The organism is Viridibacterium curvum (assembly GCF_039544165.1).
Classification (GTDB): Bacteria; Pseudomonadota; Gammaproteobacteria; order Burkholderiales; family Rhodocyclaceae; genus Viridibacterium; species Viridibacterium curvum.
Map to the genome: position 1 here is coordinate 1125290 of NZ_BAABLD010000008.1, position 17588 is coordinate 1142877.

Genomic DNA, 17588 nt, shown 5'->3' on the forward strand with positions numbered 1-17588 from the left:
GGGCTGAGAACCCGCAATTATCCGCGAATTTCCGGGCCATTGGGCGCGCGTGCTGCATTGCGAAATCTGCAAGATGCAAATTTGTGGAGCTCGCCTGCGCCCAGATCAGCCTGACTAAGTGTTTACCCTAGCACGCGCCGCCAGCCCGGCGTTGACCTGTCGCAAGGCTGGCGCCGGGCTCCGGCTCAGGGCGCCGTGATCGGCAGGCTGACCGTGAAGCACGTGCCTTCGCCGAGGCGGGATTCGACCTGGATGCGACCACCCAGCACGGTGGTCACCAGTCTGTAAACGATGGAAAGACCAAGGCCGGAGCCGCCCTGGCCCAGCCGGGTCGTGAAGAAGGGGTCGAAGATGCGGCCGATCACGGCGGGGTCGATGCCGCGCCCGTTGTCTTCAACGCTCAGCGAGACGTGCTCCGCGTCGTCGCGCCACATCCTGATGCGCACCATGCCCGGCGCGTTCTCCTGCAGGCCATGGAAGAAAGCGTTCTGCACGAGGTTGCTGATGACCTGCCCCAGCGGTCCGGGGTAGCTGTCGAGTTGCAGGCCTTCGACGAGGTCGGCTTCGAGCCGCCAGGCCTGATGGCGCATGCCGGGGCGCAGGGTTTCGCAGATGTCGCGCACCAGCTCATGCAGGTTGAAGCTGCGGCGGCGTTCCGAGCTCTGATCGATGGCAACCTGCTTGAAGCTCGCCACCATGTGACTGGCCCGACTCAGTGAGCTCTCCAGCAGGGATACGGCACGCGCGGATTCTTCGAGGTGACTGGCGAGGGCTGATTTGCGCAGGGCATCCTGTTCGAAGGCCTCGCGTACGCTGCGCAGGCCCTGCGCCAGCGTCGAGGTGATCAGCACCGAGTTGCCGATCGGCGTGTTGAGCTCGTGCGCCACGCCGGCGACTACCGAGCCCAGCGAAGCCAGCTTGTCGGACTGCACGAGCTCGTCCTGCGCACGGCGCAGGATGTCCATGGCTTGCGTGAGGCTGGCCGTGCGCTCTCTGACGCGCTGCTCCAGTTCGTGGTTGAGGGTGGCCAGAGCCTCTTCGGTGTGGCGCAGCACGGTGACATCGACGAAAGCAGAGAAGATGGCTTTCTGTTCGTCGTAGTCGACCAGTTCGGCGCTCAGCAGGAAGTGCCGTTCCTGCCCGTCACGCATGCGGAACGTCGCGGGCAGACTACTGACGTAGCCTTGTGCGCGCATCAGGTTGGCAAAGGTGTCGCGCTCTTCCTGGGATCGCCAGATGTTGAGATCGGTGGAGCGCCTGCCGACCATTTCTTCGCGAGACCAGCCGGACAGGCGTAGCCAGGCGGGGTTGGCTTCGAGGTAGGTGCCGTCACTCACAAGCGTGACACTGACCGGTACGGGATTGACGTTCGACAGCGTGGCCAGCCGGTCTCGCGTGCGTTGCAGGTCGCGGATCTGGCGCGCCATGGCATCGCGGTTGTCGCGGATGATGGTCTGCGTCTGTTGCTGGCTTTCGGAGATGTGCAGGGTCAGCATGGCCGTCACGCAGCAGATCAGCGCCACTGTCACCCAGTAATGCACGGCGAGGCGTGGCACCTGCTCGGTCCAGAAGGTGCCATCGAGCGCGGCCAGCACGGTGAGAATGACCAGCGTTGCCAGCAGGGCGCGTATCGTCGAGCGCCGGTCCAGCAGCCAGCCTGACAGGGACAGCAGGACCGGGTAACCCATGACGGTTGGCGTGCGTATGCCGTTGACGAGGCAGCACTGCATGGTCAGGGTTGCCAGCATGCCCCATTGCAGCAGGCCTACAGACAGTCGCAAGCGGTTGCGACGCAAGGCTTCGCGCATGCCGAGCGAGGTCGCAACCAGCGCCGGCAGGACGAACAGCTGCGGCCATGCGGGCGGTGCGTAGAGCCAGACCATGATGGTCACGGGCACCACGACAAAGAGGATGAAGCGCCAGAGGCGCGTCACGAAGATGACTCCCGGGTCGGCGCCCGGGATGGATGGCGCTGCCGCTGACGAATCCGTCTGCAAGGTTGCCTCCTGGTACGGGGCTTGGTTTGCCCCTTGTGTTTGTTCTAGTCGCGTCCGGTCAGCCGCAGGATGTGCGGCGTCATGATCAGTTGTAGCGCGATATCCAGTTTTCCGCCGGGAACTACCAGCGTGTTGATGCGACTCATGAATGAGCCGTGCAGCATGTTGAGCAGGTACGGGAAATCTACGCCGCGCGGATCGCGGAATCGGATCACCACCATGGTCTCGTCAGCGCTGGGTACTTCACGTGCGATGAACGGATTGGATGTGTCCACCACTGGGACGCGCTGGAAGTTGATGTGGGTTCGCGAGAACTGCGGCACGATGACTTTCACATAGTCATCCATGCGCCGCAGGATGGTGTCCTGTACGGCTTCCGTCGAGTAGCCGCGCACATTCGTATCGCGATGCAGCTTCTGTATCCATTCGAGGTTGATGATGGGCACTACACCCACCAGCAGATCCACATGGCGCGCGATGTCGATCCCATCCACCACCACGCCACCGTGCAGGCCTTCGTAGAACAACAGGTCGGTGTCTTCGGGCAGTGGCTCCCAAGGCGTGAAGCTGCCGGGGGGTAAGCCTGCCTTCTGCGCATCGGCTTCGTCGTGCAGATAGCGTCGCCGGGCGCCGGTGCCGTGCTGGCCGTAACCGGCGAACAGGGCTTCGAGGCGGTCCATGTGGTTGGCCTCCAGCCCGAAATGGCTGGGGCCGCGGCGCCCCGCACGTTCAGCGTCGTCGATGAAGCGGCGCATTTCGGCACGGTCGTAACGATGGAAGGCGTCGCCTTCAACCTTGGCCGCTTTGAGCTTCTCGCGGCGGAAAATCCAGTCGAAGGATTTTCCGACCGTCGAGGTGCCGGAGCCGGAGGAGCCAGTGACAGCGATGATGGGGTGCTGCGCGGACATCGTGGCTCCTGCTACCGGACGGTTGACCTACATCCTAAGTGGTAGCGACCTTGTCCGGCAAGCCGGCTGTACTGCTCAGGCCGGCAGTGCGCGTGCCAGCATGCCGGCGAGCTCGACGGCCGAGCGCACGCCCATCTTGTCGAAGATGTTGGCACGGTGAACTTCGACGGTGCGCATGCTGATATCCAGCTCGTCGGCGATCTGCTTGTTGAGGCGGCCATCGAGGATCAACTGCATCACTTCGCGCTCGCGCGGGCTCAGCTGGTCGATGCGCGACTGCATGGCGCGCTGGCCGTCAATCAGGCGCTGTTGCGCGGCGTCGCGCTGCAGGGCTTCGCGCACGGCGGCGAGCAGTTGTGCTTCCTGCGGCGGTTTCTCGATGAAGTGGCTGGCGCCTGCGCGCAGGGCTTCTACAGCCATCGGCACGTCACCGTGACCGGTGAGGAAAATCACCGGCATCGTGCAGCCACGCTGCAGCAGAAGGTCGTGGCACTCCTGCCCTGTCATGCCGTTCATGCGCACATCAAGCAGCACGCAGCCGCGCATGCTGTCGCGGTAGTCGAGCAGGAAGTGTTCGGCATCCGTCCAGCTCTGATGCGCAATGCCCTGCACGTCGAGCAGGAAGCCCAGTGCATCGCGGATCGCTTCGTCGTCGTCGACGATGTGCACGATGGGCGCAGCGGCAGCAGGGGAGATGGTGGCGTGATGGTTCATGTGGGTGTGGCTTCGGCTTCGCGTGGTGTGTCGCTGCTCGTAATGGCAGGGGCGCCAGGCAGGGGCAGGCTGACCTGGAAGATGGTGCCACCGCCGGGGTTGGGGATGAAGCCCAGGCGGCCGCGGTGCCATTCGATGATGGAGCGGCAGATATTGAGGCCCATGCCCATGCCTTCGGGCTTGGTGGTGAAAAATGGGGAGTAGAGCTTTTCGAGGCTTTCTTCCGGAATGCCGCAGCCGCGGTCGCTGACGCTGATTTCGATGGTGTCAGGCAGACGCGCGACGCTGACGCGCAGCTGGCGTTCGTTGACCGGTGTTTCGTTCATGGCGTCCATGCCGTTACGCATGAGGTTGACGACGACCTGCTCAAGCAGGGTGTTGTCGCCGCGCAGGCTGGGTATTTCGTGCGGAAAGGCCAGTGCAATGCGTACCTGGCGCTTGTGGGCGGCGCTTTCAAGCAGGGCAGCGGCTTCGCGCACGACGCGCATGAGGTCGACGTCTTCGATGCGAGGTTCGCTGCGACGGACGAAATTCTGGATGCGGCGAATGATGTTGCCGGCACGTTGCGACTGATGCGAGATCTTCTGCATCACCTCGGTCAGTTGCGCATGCGGCACGCCATTGGCGAGGCCCGTGATGCAGCCGCTGGCATAGGTTGAAATGGCGGCGAGCGGCTGGTTGAGCTCATGCGCCAGAGTGGACGCCAGCTCGCCAGTCGTCACGAGGCGCGCCGTGGCCTGCAGGCGCTCCTGCTGCGTGCGGGCAAGGTCTTCGGCGCGCTTGCGGTCGGTGATGTCGAGCACCGAGGCCATCCAGCCGCAGTGCTTGCCCTCGCCATCGATGAGCGGTGCTTCGTAGATCAGCGCATCGAACACTTCGCCACTCTTGCGGCGGAAGCGCAGCTCGAAACCCTGATGTGACACTTCGCCAGCGAGTACGCGCTGGTGCATGGCGGTCGTGGTCTCCATCTCCTCGGGCAGCCAGTAAGGCATCGGCGAGCTCTTGCCGATCAGCTCTTCTGCCGACCAGCCCACCATCTCGCAGAAAGCGCGATTGACGTAGGTCGTGTTGCCCGCAAGGTCCCGCGCGCGCAGACCCGTATGCAACGAGTCTTCCATTGCGCGGCGCAGGTTGTATTCGCGCTGCAGGGCCAGCTCGGCGTCATGGCGGCGGCGAATGTGGCGCAGCAGTGCCCACAGGCTCCACAGCAGGGCGGCAGCGAACAGCATGACAGCCGCGCCGAAAATCAGTGGCACAACGCGCGAGCCGGTCTTGTAGGCCTCGACGTGCAGCATCAGCCCGTTGCCGGGCGGGTCGAAGGGCACTTCGTAACTGAGCTGCGGGTTGAGTACGGCGACGCGGGATTTGCTGGCAATTTCGCGGCCCTGCTGATCCTGCACGGTGAGGCGATAGCGCTCCGAGAACCACCAGGCCACCTGGCTGCCGAGCAGGCGCTGCAGCGGGTAGAGGCCGACGACGTAGCCCTGCAGTTCAGTGCCTTCGAAACTGGGTACGACAACGCACAGGTTGGTGCCACCAAGGTCCTCGGCGACTTCGCAATACGCTGGCTTGCCGAAGGCGCGTGCGCGCTGGATGGCTGAACCCATCGAGGCTTGCAGGGCGGGACTCGCAACCACCTCGTGTGGTGGCAGGCGGCCCAGTTCGCGGCGCCGTGCATCGAGCCAGATCAGGTCGCCCAGGCCGGTGTCCTGCGTGAGGGCCTGCTTTGCACGGCTGATTGCAGCGGCGTTGCTGCCATTGCTGAGCAGGTCGGCGCCGAGACGGCCAAGCAGCTCTTCATTGCGCTCGAACTGGAAACGCAGGTTCTGCTCCAGCCAGAGTACATCGGACAGCATCGCGGCGCGCTGCTCCTGCTGATCCTGACGCAGTGTCAGCACGACAAAGCCGACCACACCGGTAATCAAGCCAAGCGCGACCAAGGTCGGCAGGCGCCAGTGCCAATGGCTGGTGGTGGAAGGGAAGATGCGTTCAAGCATGCGAAGGAAACATTCAGGGGCTGGCCTGTCTTGTGGAACTCCACAATGGAGCCGCGCAGGCAATGCCACTATAAATCCATCACCCGCCCTGTCGGGCAAGCTCGGGCAGACCCTAACAAGGCCAGTCCGCCGCGTGTGTCAGGCCGCTTCGGCGACTGCCGTGCGCGCCACTCACACAATAACGGAGACACCATCATGATTCGTCGTTCTTTTCTTGCCGCCAGCGCGTTGAGTCTGCTCTGCGCGGCATTGCCGGCGGCGGCCCAGAGCCCCGTTGTCATCAAGTTCAGTCACGTGGTGGCCAAGGACACTCCCAAGGGCCTTGCCGCCGACTACTTCGCCGATCTGGTCGCCAAGCGCTCCGGCGGCAAGCTCAAGGTCGAGGTCTACCCGAACAGCCAGCTCTACAAGGATGGCGAGGAGATGGAGGCGCTGCAGCTCGGTTCGGTGCAGATGCTGGCGCCCTCGCTGGCCAAGTTCGGCCCGCTGGGCGTGCCTGACTTCGAGGCTTTCGACCTGCCCTTCATCTTTGATGACTACGCCGAGCTGCACAAGGTAACCCAGGGGCCGATCGGCAAAGCTCTCTTCAGGAAGCTCGAACCCAAGGGCATCGTCGGCCTGGCTTACTGGGACAACGCCTTCAAGGACTTCTCCGCGAACAAGCCGCTCAAGACACCGGCAGACTTCAAGGGGCTCAAGATGCGCATCCAGTCCTCCAAAGTGCTCGATAGCCAGATGCGTGCGTTGGGCGTCAATCCCCAGGTGATGGCCTTCTCCGAGGTCTATCAGGCACTGTCGACGGGCGTGGTGGATGGCACCGAGAATCCGCCGTCGAACTTCTACACGCAGAAGATGCACGAGGTGCAGAAGTTCATGCTGCGTTCGCAGCACGGCTATCTGGGCTACGCCGTGATCGTGAACAAGAAGTTCTGGGACGGCCTGCCGGCAGACCAGCGCAAGATTCTTGACGAAGCCATGGTCGAGGCGACCAAGTACGCCAATGACATCGCCAAGAAGAAGAACGACGAAGACGTCGAAGCCGTGCGCAAGTCCGGCAAGACCACCATCATCGTGCCGACCGCTGCCGAGCGCCTGGAGCTGAAGAAGGCCATGGCGAAGGTGCACAAGGAGCACGCTGGCCGCATCGGCGCCGAGCTGCTGCAGTCGATCTACAAGGAAACCGGCTTCGACCCGGACAAGCTTTGAGGCAGGGATGAGTGAGGAGAGAGGAGTGAGGAGTTAATCCCTCGCCTCTTTCCACACTTGCCCGGTTTTCGCTCCTCACTCCTTACGCCTCACTCGACCCTATGAAATTTCTCGACCACCTCGAGGAATGGATCATCTCGACCCTGATGGGAGCGGCGACGCTCATCGTCTTTGTGGCCGTGATGCACCGTTACCTCTCCGGGTATGCGATTCCCGGTCTGCAGGACTGGCTGATCTCCCTGAACCTGTCCTGGGCGCAGGAACTCACCATCATCATGTTCGTGTGGATGGCCAAGTTCGGCGCAGCCTACGGCGTGCGCACCGGCATCCACGTTGGGGTTGATGTCGTCATCAACCAGCTCTCCGCACCATGGCGCAGAAAATTCGTGCTGTTCGGCCTGCTGGCCGGTGCGGTCTTCACCGGCATTGTCGCCACTCTGGGCGCCAAGCTGGTGTGGGACGGCGGCATGCACTACTTCACCTTCTCGTCGCTGGGCCTGACCACCGACGCGTTGTCAGGCGGCAACACCAGCGATCTTGACTGGCCCAAGTGGGCCGTCTACCTCGCCATTCCGCTTGGTTCCTCGCTGATGTGCTTCCGCTTCCTGCAGGTGGCGTGGAATTTCCGTCGCACGGGTGAGCTGCCGCATCACGACCATGCCCACGTTGATGGCATGGATGAACAGGAACAACCGGAGGCCGCGAAATGAACGGCGCCATCATCTTCGGGCTACTCATCGCCCTCATGCTCACCGGCATGCCCATCTCGATCTCGCTGGGCCTGACCGTGCTGACCTTTCTCTTCACGATGACGCAGGTGCCCATCGAGGCCGTCGCGCTGAAGCTTTTCACCGGTATCGAGAAGTTCGAGATCATGGCGATCCCGTTCTTCATCCTTGCCGGCAACTTCCTCACCCATGGCGGGGTGGCCGCGCGCATGATCCGCTTCGCCACCTCGGTGGTCGGGCATCTGCCGGGCGGTCTCGGTCTGGCGGGCGTGGTGGCCTGTGCGCTGTTCGCGGCGGTATCGGGCTCCAGCCCGGCAACGGTGGTGGCGATCGGTTCCATTCTGATGCCGGCCATGGTGAAAGCGGGCTTCCCGAACAAGTTCGGTGCCGGCGTCATCACCACCTCGGGTGCGCTGGGCATCCTCATCCCGCCCTCGATCGTGATGGTGATGTACTCGGTGGCGACCAACACTTCGGTCGGTGCGCTGTTCATGGCCGGCGTCATCCCCGGGCTGGTGCTGGCCACCATGCTGGGCGCTACCACCTGGTACCTCGCGCGCAAGCACGGCTATCCGCGCGTGCAGATGTTCAAGGACCGCAGCAGCCTGCAGGCCTCCATCGGCAGTGCCTTCGGCGCCTTCTTCGCGCTGATGTTCACGGTGGCGCCGCCCTTTGTGATCGGCAAGCTGCTGTCGCTGTGGCTCGAAGGTGGCCTGCCTTACGTGATCGCCAGTCTCGTGTGGCTCGCGCTGGTGCCCTGGGCAACGAAGAACAAGTGGGCCACGCGCATCGTCTACATCGGCCTCATCGTGGTGGCAGTGCCGATCTACGCAAGCATTGCGGCCCTGAGTGTGTTCGAGATCCAGTCCATGGGCCCGGCAGTCGGTCTGACCGCCGCCGTGATGCTGGGCTGGATCACGCTCATCCAGGCCTGCGGTGCGCACACGCAGATCGCGCCGACCTTCCGCTTCGAACTGCTGTGGGAGTCGCTCGAAGTCTGGCGCGCCTACTGGGAGAGCGTGTGGGGCCTGCTGCTCATCGTGGTGGTCATGGGGGGCATCTACAGCGGCGTGTTCACGCCGACCGAAGCTGCCGCGATGAGCGCGGTGTATGCCTTCGTCGTTGCCGTGTTCGTCTACAAGGACCTCAAGATCAGCGACGTGCCGCGCGTGCTGCTGTCCTCGGCCAACATGAGCGCGATGCTGCTCTACATCATCACCAATGCCGTGATGTTCAGCTTCATCCTCACCAACGAGCAGATCCCGCAGCACCTCGCTGACTGGCTGCTGGCGCAAGGCCTCGGGCCTATCGCCTTCCTGCTGGCGGTGAACGTCATGCTGCTGGTGGCGGGCAACTTCATGGAGCCCTCATCCATCGTGCTGATCATGGCGCCCATCCTGTTCCCCGTCGCCATCAAGCTGGGCATCAACCCGGTGCACTTCGGCATCATGATGACGGTGAACATGGAAGTCGGCATGTGCCACCCGCCGGTGGGGCTCAACATGTACGTCGCTTCCGGCATCGCCAAGATGGGCATCACCGAGCTGACCGTGGCCGTGTGGCCCTGGCTGCTGACCATGTTGGTTTTCCTCGGCGCCGTGACCTACTGGCCGGATCTCTCGCTGTGGTTGCCGCGCACCCTTGGCATGATCAACTGATCAGCGGGCAAAAAGAGAAGGGCCGGCATTACCGGCCCTTCTTTTTTCGAGGCAGTTTTTGCTACTGCAGGATGAACAACCGGTACTGTGCGGGCAGGCTCTCGCGTACGCCCATGCCACCAGATTTCGGAACCAGTCTGGGGTCGCGGGTATAGACCTGCACCTTGTCTGACGGTGGTGCAAGCAGCGTGTCGGCATCGCACATGATCACGGTGCCCTGACGCTGTACCGACTTGCAGCCCTTCAGCCATGCCGGCCCGGTGATCGGCGGCGCAGGTTGCGCGCCAATGCTTGCTGCTGCGTTCGACGAAGCCGCACTGCTTCGGCTTGCACTGGTGGCAGCAGGTGGGGACGCTGGTGTCGCAGGCTTCGCCTTGGGGGCGATGGGGCTTGCAGGTGGGCTTGTGGGGTCCGCAGAGGAGGGCGGCAGGACCAGCCCGGATGCGGGACGCTCCTCGTCCTGTGCGGGCACAGGTGTAGCGGGCACAGGGTCAGGCACAGCGGAAGACTGCTCAACCGTGGGTGGCGTTTCAGCGGGGTCGGATGACTGGTCGGCGGGGGGCGGTGCGGCGGGCTGAGCGGACTCAGCCTTGGGCGCGACGGGGCCGGAGCTTGCTGGCGAGGGCTCCTGCGACACGGGCGCCGATTGAGCGGCGACGGTCGGCGCTTCAGCGTCTGCCTCCCCGACATCCGGGAATTGCGCGCAGGCACTGAACAAGCCGAAGAGAATGGCAAGGCATGAACCCGAAATGACTGAGGCTGTGTGGCGCACGGGCAACTCCGTATCGGCTGGCGACGGGGCAAGCGCCAAGCGCTTGTTCCCGGTAACGATACGGGAAAACCCGATTGATTAGAAAGTGCCGTCAGTCACTTGGCCAAACCGCCTACTGCAACACGAAGAAGCGATAGACATTCGGCAGGCTCTCGCGCAACACGACCTTGCCGCCATTGGGCAGCTTGCCGACCTTGCGGGCATCTCGCGAATACACCAGCACCTTCTCGCCGGGGTAGGCCAGCAGGGTGTCGGCATCGCACATGATCACGTCGCCCTGGTCTTGGCGGTTCTTGCAGGACTTGAGCCAGGATGGACCTTGCAGCGGCGCCCTGGCAACCACGGGCGGAGTGTTGTTGGTCGTCATCGAGATGCGCATGATGCCGGTCTCCGGGCCGGGCACGGGCTTGGCCCCTGGCGCGACAGCAACGGTCGGGCTGCCGGCGGTCGTGGTGCGGACGGCGCTGCGTTTGCTGTCGGCGGATTCGCTGGCTGCAGTCGATTTTGGTTTGGCGGTGACAGGCTTGCGTTCCGGAGCGGGCGTCACGACCAGCGGCCGCTCGACAGCCGGCGCCGTCTCTTCGGGCGCCACCGGCATTGACACGGCGGGGGTCGGTACCGCTGCGACGCTGGCGGGGGGCGGTGTGTCCGCTTCTGGCGTCATGGCGCAGGCAGACAGCACGAGGGCAAAACTGGTGGCAAGAATCGTCAAACGCATGATCTACCTCGGAATGACTGTATCCAATGATCGGTTTACGGATATTCAGGCCGACGCTGAAGCGCTTCGCCAAGCCGGGCCGATAAAGGGCCGCTGCTTGCCTGTGAGCGTGCTTTTCAGTAAGGTGCGGGGCACTGCTGGGGGTCTGTACACGCCGGTTTTTACGGGGTGGAACAGTGAGAAATACCCTTTGAACCTGATCCGGGTGATACCGGCGTAGGGAAAGCAAGCGCCGGCGCCCTGCCTGCGCGGCTCCTCTCCGCTGTACCCCTGTCACCCGAGGAGCCACACCATGAACGCCAACGAAAAATTCATCGCTTCGAGCGCCCACGTCGACGAAGCCGCCATCGCTCCTTTGCCGAATTCCCGCAAGGTCTATCTCGAAGGCTCGCGTCCCGACATCCGCGTGCCCATGCGCGAGATCACCCAGGCTGACACGCCCACCGCCTTCGGTGGCGAGAAGAATCCGCCGATCTACGTCTACGACTGTTCCGGCCCCTACACCGACCCGGCCGTGAAGATTGACGTGCGCAATGGCCTCGCCGCACTCCGTGCCAAATGGATCGAAGAGCGTGGCGACACCGAGCAACTCGACGGCATGACAAGCGAATACGGCCGCGCGCGCGAAGCCGACAAGGCGCTCGACGAGCTGCGCTTCAACCTGCAGCGCAAACCCCGTCGCGCCAAAGCTGGCGGCAATCTCAGTGGCAATGTGACGCAGATGCACTACGCGCGCAAAGGCATAATCACGCCCGAGATGGAATACATCGCCATCCGCGAGAACCTCAACCGCGCCGCCTACATCGAATCGCTCAAGGCCACCGGCCCCAATGGCGAAAAGATGGCCGCCTTCATGGGCCGCATCCACAAGGGCCAGAGCTTCGGCGCCAGCATCCCCGAAGTGATCACCCCCGAGTTCGTGCGCGACGAAGTCGCCCGTGGCCGCGCCATCATCCCGGCCAATATCAACCACCCCGAGAGCGAGCCGATGATCATCGGCCGCAACTTCCTCACCAAGATCAACGCCAACATCGGCAACAGCGCCGTCACCTCCAGCATTCAGGAAGAAGTCGACAAGCTGACGTGGTCGATCCGCTGGGGCGGCGACACGGTGATGGACCTCTCCACCGGCAAGAACATTCACGAAACGCGCGAATGGATCCTGCGCAACAGCCCCGTGCCCATCGGCACCGTGCCGATCTATCAGGCACTCGAAAAAGTGAATGGCAAGGCCGAAGACCTCACCTGGGAAATTTTCCGCGACACGCTGATCGAGCAGGCCGAGCAAGGCGTCGACTACTTCACCATCCACGCCGGCGTGCTGTTGCGTTACGTGCCGATGACCGCCAATCGCATGACCGGCATCGTCTCGCGCGGCGGCTCCATCATGGCCAAATGGTGCCTCGCGCATCACAAGGAAAATTTCCTCTACACGCACTTCGAAGAGATCTGCGAAATCATGAAGGCCTACGACGTCAGCTTCTCGCTCGGCGACGGCCTGCGCCCCGGCTCGATCTGGGACGCCAACGACGAAGCGCAGCTCGGCGAACTCAAGACGCTCGGCGAGCTGACCCAGATTGCATGGAAGCACGACGTGCAGGTGATGATCGAAGGCCCCGGCCACGTTCCGCAGCAGCTCATCAAGGAGAACATGGACCTGCAACTGGAATGGTGTGACGAAGCACCGTTCTACACGCTGGGCCCGCTGACGACTGACATCGCCCCCGGCTACGACCACATCACCAGCGCCATTGGTGCTGCGCAGATCGGCTGGTACGGCTGCGCCATGCTCTGCTACGTCACGCCCAAGGAACACCTCGGCCTGCCGAACAAGGATGACGTCAAGGCCGGCATCATCGCCTACAAGATCGCCGCGCACGCCAGCGATCTCGCCAAGGGCCACCCTGCCAGCCAGATCCGCGACAACGCCATGAGCAAGGCGCGCTTCGAGTTCCGCTGGGAAGACCAGTTCAACCTCGGCCTCGACCCCGACACCGCGCGCAGCTATCACGACGAAACCCTGCCGCAGGAAGGCGCCAAGGTCGCCCACTTCTGCTCCATGTGCGGCCCGCACTTCTGTTCGATGAAGATCACGCAGGACGTGCGCGACTTCGCGGCCGCGCAAGGCATCAGCGAGATCGACGCCTTGAAGAAGGGAATGGAGACCAAGTCGGTCGAGTTCGTGAAGACCGGCGCCAAGGTGTATCACAAGGTGTGATCGCCCCGCGCCGCTGAGCTTCGGGTCATGGACTCGCTCTCGCAACTGGCGCTGGGCGCCTCGCTCGGCGTGGCCGTCATGGGGCGCCGCACGGCAGTGTGGAAGGCTGCCTTGTGGGGCGGCGTGGCGGGTACCCTGCCGGACCTCGATGTGTTCATCGACTACGGCGACCCGCTTGCCAACATGGTGGGTCATCGCGGCTTCAGCCATTCGCTGATCTACCTCAGCCTGCTGGCCCCCGCGCTGGCCTGGCTGGTGTGGCGCATCCATGGCCGACAGGCGCCGCTGCAGCGCTGGGGCCTCGCCATCTGGCTGGCCCTGATTACCCATCCCCTGCTCGACGCCTGCACGGTGTACGGCACGCGCCTGCTGCTGCCCTTCACCGACCATGCTTACGGCACTGGCAGCGTGTTCATCATCGACCCGCTGTACACCCTGCCGCTGTGCGTGGGCGTCGTGGCCGCGCTGTGGCGTGGCGCTGGTAGCGGGCTGCGCTGGAATGCGGTGGGCATCGCCGTCTCGACGGCCTACCTTGCCTGGGGGCTGGGTGTGCAGGCGCATGTGCGCAGCCTCGCCCTTGCAGCATTGCCGGCGGAGGCCCAGGGCAGCGCGCTGCGCCTGCTGGTCACGCCAGCGCCACTCAATACCGTGCTGTGGCGCGTGGTGGCGCAGAACGACACGCATTACTTCGAGGGCTTTTACTCGCTCTTCGATGCGCCGGGACCGATCCGCTTCCGGCGGTATGACACCGGCTCGGCTCTCGCCAACGCGCTACCGGCCGACAACCCGGCGCGTCGTCTGCAGGCCTTCGCCAGCGACTTCGTGCGCTTCGACGAGCAGGCCGGGGTGATTGGCATCACTGACCTGCGCATGGGGCAGGAGCCCTATTACGTGTTCAGCTTCACGGTGGCCGAGCGCGCGGCCGACGGCAGCCTGCGCAACCAGTTGCCGCGTGCTGTCGGCTCACGCGGCGACGTGGGCGAGGCCTGGCAATGGCTGACGCAGCGCGTTGCCGGGCACGATGTGCCGCCTCCCGGCACACGATAGGGCGCGCGGGGCGGGAACTCCCCGGCACGGCGCAACGTCTGTGCAGGGTGTGCGGAGTGGAGCCCGGCGATGCGCAGCCTGATCAAACGATGTGTCACCGTGTGCCTGTTGCTCGCGGGCCACGCCATGGCGGCCAGCCCCGAGCACGCCTTGCGTGAAGGGGGCGTGGTGCTGATGATCCGCCACGCCATCACCGAGCCCGGCACGGGCGACCCGCCCGGCTTTCGCCTTGATGACTGCAGCACCCAGCGCCAGCTCTCGGCGGAGGGGCGCGCGCAGGCCCGGGCAATCGGTGCCTGGCTGACGCGACTCGGGGTGCAACCCACGGCCGTGTTCAGCAGTGCCTGGTGCCGCTGCGTCGACACCGCCACGCTGGCTTTTCCTGCGCTGCCGGTGAAGCAGCTGCCTGCGCTCAACTCCTTCTTTGCCGAGACCGATGGCCGCGAACTTGCGCAAACGGCCGCGCTGCGTGAGGCCCTGCAGCGCATCCCGGCAGGTGGCGTGACCGTGTGGGTCAGCCATCAGGTCAACGTGACCGCGCTGACCGGCGAATTCCTCGCCATGGGCGAGGCCGTCGTGTTGAAGCCTGATGGCCAGGGCGGCGTGCGCGTACTGGGCCGCATTGGCCCGCATTGGCCCGCCTGATTGATGAGCCCGGACATGTCACCCGACCCGATACTGGCGCTGGCGCACCACCCGCTCGCCGTCTGGCTGCGCAACAGCCTTGCCTACCCCGTGCTGGAGACTGCGCACATCCTCGGCATCGCCACCCTGTTCGGCAGCCTGTTGATTGTCGAACTGAGCCTTCTCGGCATCATCCGCCGCATGGATGTTGCTGCGCTGGCGCGCGCCGTGCTGCCATGGACCCTTGCCGGCTTCGCCCTGGCCGCGCTCACCGGCCTGTGCCTGTTCTTCGCGCGCGCCACCGAACTCATCGCCAACAGCGCGTTCTCCCTCAAGCTGCTGCTGATCATGATTGCCGGCTGCAACGCCGCTTGGCTGCACAGCCGCGGCCCGCTGGATGCGACGCACTGGCTGACCCGAGTGCAGGCCGCCGCCTCGCTGCTGATCTGGATGGCCGTGATCGCCTGCGGTCGCTGGATTGCCTACGCCTGAGTCACCCGCCACAGAGAAAGGAGTCCACCATGCAACGCCGACAGTTCGTGCTCAGCCTGCCCGCCATCGCCGCCGCGCCCTCCATGTTCCTCAGCCAGCCGCTGTGGGCGCATCACGGCTGGAGCAGCTTTGACGAAACGCGCCCCCTCTACCTCGCTGGCAAGGCGACACGCGTGCGCTGGCAGAACCCGCACGCCGAGCTGGTGCTCGACGTGAGCAAACCGCTCGCCGTGCCCGCCAGCCTCAAGAGCCGCCTGGCCCCCAGACAATCCGCCACGGTCGACGCGCCGGCCATCTTTGCCAAAGCCGTCGTACCCACGCGCAGCGACGCCCGCTGGACCATCGAACTCTCGCCCCTCACGCGCCTGCAAGCCTGGAGCGTCGCCGAGATCAGCGAGGGCGACATGCTCGAACTCGTCGGCTACACCTTCGCCGGCGAGAAGGGCGAAGCCATCCTGCGCGTCGAATTCCTCATTCGTGGCGAGGTCGTCACGCCGTTGCGCTCTTCCCCAGCCTGACAACCCATCGGGGCCGGCAGAGCCCTGCCAGCCGATAGTGCAGTCAAGGCAAGACAAAGGCGGCCCTCACCCCACCCCCTCTCCCGCAGGGCGAGGGGCCAAAAGCCCTCGTCTCCTCGCGCCAGATTGCCTGAGCGATCCGCACTACCCGCCTGCCGGGCCCTGGCTCAAATCGTCGAACCTTTCCGCCCCCTCGCTGCCCTACCACCTGCCTGATCTGCATCGCCTTACGCGTATTCTCACCATCCTTCGCCATGACCCTTCACACGCACATCACCGCCACACGCCGGCGTCTCGCCGCAGCCCTCTTCTGCAGTCTCGCGCTCAGCGGCCTGCCCGCAGCGCACGCCGCCGAGCCGCCCGCCACCGTCACCACGTTGGACCTCAACCGCTACCTCGGCACCTGGTACGAGATTGCGTCCTACCCCCAACGCTTCCAGCGCGATTGTGTGGCCACCCGTGCCGACTACAGCCTGCGCCCCGACAGCAAGCTGCGCGTGCTCAACCGCTGCCGCAAGGAGACGCTGGACGGCACATGGAAAGAAGCCGAAGGCCGCGCGCGCGTCGTCGCCCCCGGCAAGCTCAAGGTCAGCTTCTTCTGGCCCTTCGAAGGCGACTACTGGGTCATCGCCCTCGACCCCGACTACCGCTGGGCTCTCGTCGGCGGCCCGGGGCGTGACTACCTCTGGATCCTCTCGCGCAGCCCGCAGATGGACGACGCCACCTACGCCGCCATCACCGCCAAGGCGGTCGAGCAGGGCTTTGCGCTGGAGCCGCTCAGGCGGACGCTGCAGGGGGCTGACTGACGCGGCGGCGCGCGCAAGGCATGTGGCCCTACTTTGCGTGAAGCGATTGGCCGACCACTCGCGGCATTCACCCTCTGCGACTATCCCGGATACTCGGAACACGACGCGTTTTTCGTAGGGTGGGTTAGCCGCGTTTTTGCGGCGTAACCCACCGCCCGACCACGCCAGTGGCCAACCGGAAGACGCATCTTCGGAATACGAACAAGAAAGCCATCCATGCTGATGGCGAGTGGGGGCTACGCTTGCGGCTAACCCAGCCTACGCACTAGGATCGACCGAACTAGTCGGAAGTCCTTACCTCGCCTTAAACACCACCTTACGATGAAAGTCCATGTAGGGCGCATGTCGTTCTGACAGGGTAACGCGCATCGTCGGGGCGATGCCTAGCTCGTTTGCGTGGCTCAGCAACGGAGAGATTTTGATGGGGCCGTGCGGCTCGAAAGTCACTAGTCCTCGGTCGAATACTTTGTCGAGATTGGGGATGAGCAGCAGACCGTTGTAGGGGTCTAGGCGTTCAGTGTGGCTGGCGAAGCGCCAAGGCTTGATGTGCGAGGCGACGAGTAGTTGGGGATCGCTCACGCCCGTGACGGCGCAGCCGTCCCAGTGCGACAGAAGTCGCTGCCGAAACTTGCCCTGACCGATTCGTGATTTAACGAGTTCGCTCTTCTCCGTCTCGCCGACGTCGGTGCTTTCCACGATCGCGTCAATGTCGTCCGCGAGGTCATTGCTGAAGCCTTCGGACAGATACTCCGCGAACTTGCGCAGGGCCGCGCCATACATGCCATTGCCACGTATGTCGTGTTCTTGAAACTCGGGCAATTGTCGGATCTTGGCGTCGATTGCTTTGAAGGCGTCTGGGCTGGTCAGTGAGGTGAGCGGGCCGGCGATCAACGCATTGTCGATAGCCCACTTGGAGAGCGTGCCTTTGATGGCGCCTACGTAGCTTTGGGCTGACCGAGCGGATAGGCCTCTGTGGCGCATCCAATCTTCAAAAGTCATCGCTGAACACCTTGTCGTGAAATGCCATTTTCATCGCATGCCGCTAAGCAACGCGGCTGGGGCCAATTCGCATCATGCCGCGAGTGGGTGGGCCTGTGAAGCCGAGAAAGGGAAACTCACGTGCGTGCATTTTTGGACTTGCCCGAATCTTGGGTTCAGGTTGGTTTCGGGTGCTGCCATACCTGC

Annotated in this window: 16 protein-coding genes and 1 riboswitch; of the genes, 9 read left to right on the plus strand and 7 right to left on the minus strand. The window is 64.1% G+C overall.

What is annotated here, in order from left to right; all coding sequences use genetic code 11:
* Positions 1–185: 185 nt before the first annotated feature.
* The 4 genes from ABEA02_RS13020 to ABEA02_RS13035 form a co-directional block, all read right to left on the minus strand.
* Positions 186–1997, minus strand: coding sequence for a sensor histidine kinase (locus tag ABEA02_RS13020; protein WP_345533420.1), 1812 nt, complete (start codon positions 1995–1997; stop codon positions 186–188).
* Between the two features lie 44 nt (positions 1998–2041).
* A complete protein-coding gene (locus ABEA02_RS13025) occupies positions 2042–2905 on the minus strand; it encodes a phosphoribulokinase (protein ID WP_345533421.1) in 864 nt (287 codons plus the stop codon).
* Between the two features lie 75 nt (positions 2906–2980).
* Positions 2981–3619, minus strand: a complete 639-nt coding sequence (locus ABEA02_RS13030) for a response regulator transcription factor (protein WP_345533423.1) — start codon at positions 3617–3619, stop codon at positions 2981–2983.
* Positions 3616–5616: a sensor histidine kinase gene (locus ABEA02_RS13035; RefSeq protein WP_345533425.1), complete on the minus strand. Its 2001-nt coding sequence runs from the start codon at positions 5614–5616 to the stop codon at positions 3616–3618. The genes ABEA02_RS13030 and ABEA02_RS13035 overlap by 4 nt, the downstream gene beginning before the upstream one ends.
* A 192-nt stretch (positions 5617–5808) precedes the next feature.
* Here ABEA02_RS13035 and ABEA02_RS13040 point away from each other — a divergent pair, with 192 nt between their 5' ends.
* From ABEA02_RS13040 to ABEA02_RS13050, 3 genes are all read left to right on the plus strand, one after another.
* Complete coding sequence (locus tag ABEA02_RS13040; protein ID WP_425584681.1) at positions 5809–6822, plus strand: TRAP transporter substrate-binding protein; 1014 nt, start codon at positions 5809–5811, stop codon at positions 6820–6822.
* A gap of 101 nt (positions 6823–6923) precedes the next feature.
* The gene (locus ABEA02_RS13045; RefSeq protein ID WP_345533429.1) at positions 6924–7532 is read left to right on the plus strand and encodes a TRAP transporter small permease; all 609 of its coding nucleotides are present in this window, start codon (positions 6924–6926) and stop codon (positions 7530–7532) included.
* Complete coding sequence (locus ABEA02_RS13050; RefSeq protein ID WP_345533430.1) at positions 7529–9208, plus strand: TRAP transporter large permease; 1680 nt, start codon at positions 7529–7531, stop codon at positions 9206–9208. The genes ABEA02_RS13045 and ABEA02_RS13050 overlap by 4 nt, the downstream gene beginning before the upstream one ends.
* A 61-nt stretch (positions 9209–9269) precedes the next feature.
* Here ABEA02_RS13050 and ABEA02_RS13055 read toward each other — a convergent pair whose 3' ends face one another.
* The gene (locus ABEA02_RS13055; RefSeq protein WP_345533431.1) at positions 9270–9980 is read right to left on the minus strand and encodes a hypothetical protein; all 711 of its coding nucleotides are present in this window, start codon (positions 9978–9980) and stop codon (positions 9270–9272) included.
* A 112-nt stretch (positions 9981–10092) separates the two neighbouring features.
* Positions 10093–10698 carry a hypothetical protein gene (locus tag ABEA02_RS13060; RefSeq protein WP_345533432.1) on the minus strand — a complete coding sequence of 202 codons (606 nt, stop codon included), beginning with the start codon at positions 10696–10698 and terminating at the stop codon, positions 10093–10095.
* Between the two features lie 129 nt (positions 10699–10827).
* Positions 10828–10939: riboswitch (TPP riboswitch) on the plus strand.
* A gap of 51 nt (positions 10940–10990) precedes the next feature.
* On the opposite strand from ABEA02_RS13060, the gene thiC reads away from it, so the two are divergent.
* The 6 genes from thiC (at position 10991) to ABEA02_RS13090 (ending at position 16403) form a co-directional block, all read left to right on the plus strand.
* Positions 10991–12916, plus strand: a complete 1926-nt coding sequence (thiC, locus tag ABEA02_RS13065; RefSeq protein WP_345533433.1) for a phosphomethylpyrimidine synthase ThiC — start codon at positions 10991–10993, stop codon at positions 12914–12916.
* A 27-nt stretch (positions 12917–12943) separates the two neighbouring features.
* Complete coding sequence (locus tag ABEA02_RS13070) at positions 12944–13963, plus strand: metal-dependent hydrolase (protein ID WP_345533434.1); 1020 nt, start codon at positions 12944–12946, stop codon at positions 13961–13963.
* 69 nt (positions 13964–14032) lie between these two features.
* Positions 14033–14608 (plus strand): histidine phosphatase family protein, encoded by a 576-nt coding sequence (locus ABEA02_RS13075; protein ID WP_345533435.1) that lies wholly within the window; start codon positions 14033–14035, stop codon positions 14606–14608.
* A gap of 15 nt (positions 14609–14623) precedes the next feature.
* The gene (locus ABEA02_RS13080; protein WP_345533436.1) at positions 14624–15079 is read left to right on the plus strand and encodes a DUF6644 family protein; all 456 of its coding nucleotides are present in this window, start codon (positions 14624–14626) and stop codon (positions 15077–15079) included.
* A 29-nt stretch (positions 15080–15108) separates the two neighbouring features.
* A complete protein-coding gene (locus tag ABEA02_RS13085) occupies positions 15109–15597 on the plus strand; it encodes a DUF6152 family protein (protein WP_345533438.1) in 489 nt (162 codons plus the stop codon).
* 254 nt (positions 15598–15851) lie between these two features.
* Positions 15852–16403: a lipocalin family protein gene (locus tag ABEA02_RS13090; protein ID WP_345533440.1), complete on the plus strand. Its 552-nt coding sequence runs from the start codon at positions 15852–15854 to the stop codon at positions 16401–16403.
* A gap of 294 nt (positions 16404–16697) precedes the next feature.
* On the opposite strand, the gene ABEA02_RS13095 is transcribed toward ABEA02_RS13090, so the two are convergent.
* Positions 16698–17402 carry an HNH endonuclease gene (locus tag ABEA02_RS13095; RefSeq protein ID WP_345533441.1) on the minus strand — a complete coding sequence of 235 codons (705 nt, stop codon included), beginning with the start codon at positions 17400–17402 and terminating at the stop codon, positions 16698–16700.
* Positions 17403–17588: the final 186 nt, after the last annotated feature.

Bases quoted from the DNA above. Each gene is read 5' to 3' on its own strand.
- ABEA02_RS13095 (WP_345533441.1), bottom strand. From the start codon at position 17,402: ATGACTTTTGAAGATTGGATGCGCCACAGAGGCCTATCCGCTCGGTCA.
- ABEA02_RS13025 (WP_345533421.1), bottom strand. From the start codon at position 2,905: ATGTCCGCGCAGCACCCCATCATCGCTGTCACTGGCTCCTCCGGCTCC.
- ABEA02_RS13035 (WP_345533425.1), bottom strand. From the start codon at position 5,616: ATGCTTGAACGCATCTTCCCTTCCACCACCAGCCATTGGCACTGGCGC.
- ABEA02_RS13090 (WP_345533440.1), top strand. From the start codon at position 15,852: ATGACCCTTCACACGCACATCACCGCCACACGCCGGCGTCTCGCCGCA.
- ABEA02_RS13070 (WP_345533434.1), top strand. From the start codon at position 12,944: ATGGACTCGCTCTCGCAACTGGCGCTGGGCGCCTCGCTCGGCGTGGCC.
- ABEA02_RS13085 (WP_345533438.1), top strand. From the start codon at position 15,109: ATGCAACGCCGACAGTTCGTGCTCAGCCTGCCCGCCATCGCCGCCGCG.
- ABEA02_RS13030 (WP_345533423.1), bottom strand. From the start codon at position 3,619: ATGAACCATCACGCCACCATCTCCCCTGCTGCCGCTGCGCCCATCGTG.
- ABEA02_RS13050 (WP_345533430.1), top strand. From the start codon at position 7,529: ATGAACGGCGCCATCATCTTCGGGCTACTCATCGCCCTCATGCTCACC.
- ABEA02_RS13045 (WP_345533429.1), top strand. From the start codon at position 6,924: ATGAAATTTCTCGACCACCTCGAGGAATGGATCATCTCGACCCTGATG.
- thiC (WP_345533433.1), top strand. From the start codon at position 10,991: ATGAACGCCAACGAAAAATTCATCGCTTCGAGCGCCCACGTCGACGAA.
- ABEA02_RS13075 (WP_345533435.1), top strand. From the start codon at position 14,033: ATGCGCAGCCTGATCAAACGATGTGTCACCGTGTGCCTGTTGCTCGCG.
- ABEA02_RS13080 (WP_345533436.1), top strand. From the start codon at position 14,624: ATGTCACCCGACCCGATACTGGCGCTGGCGCACCACCCGCTCGCCGTC.
- ABEA02_RS13060 (WP_345533432.1), bottom strand. From the start codon at position 10,698: ATGCGTTTGACGATTCTTGCCACCAGTTTTGCCCTCGTGCTGTCTGCC.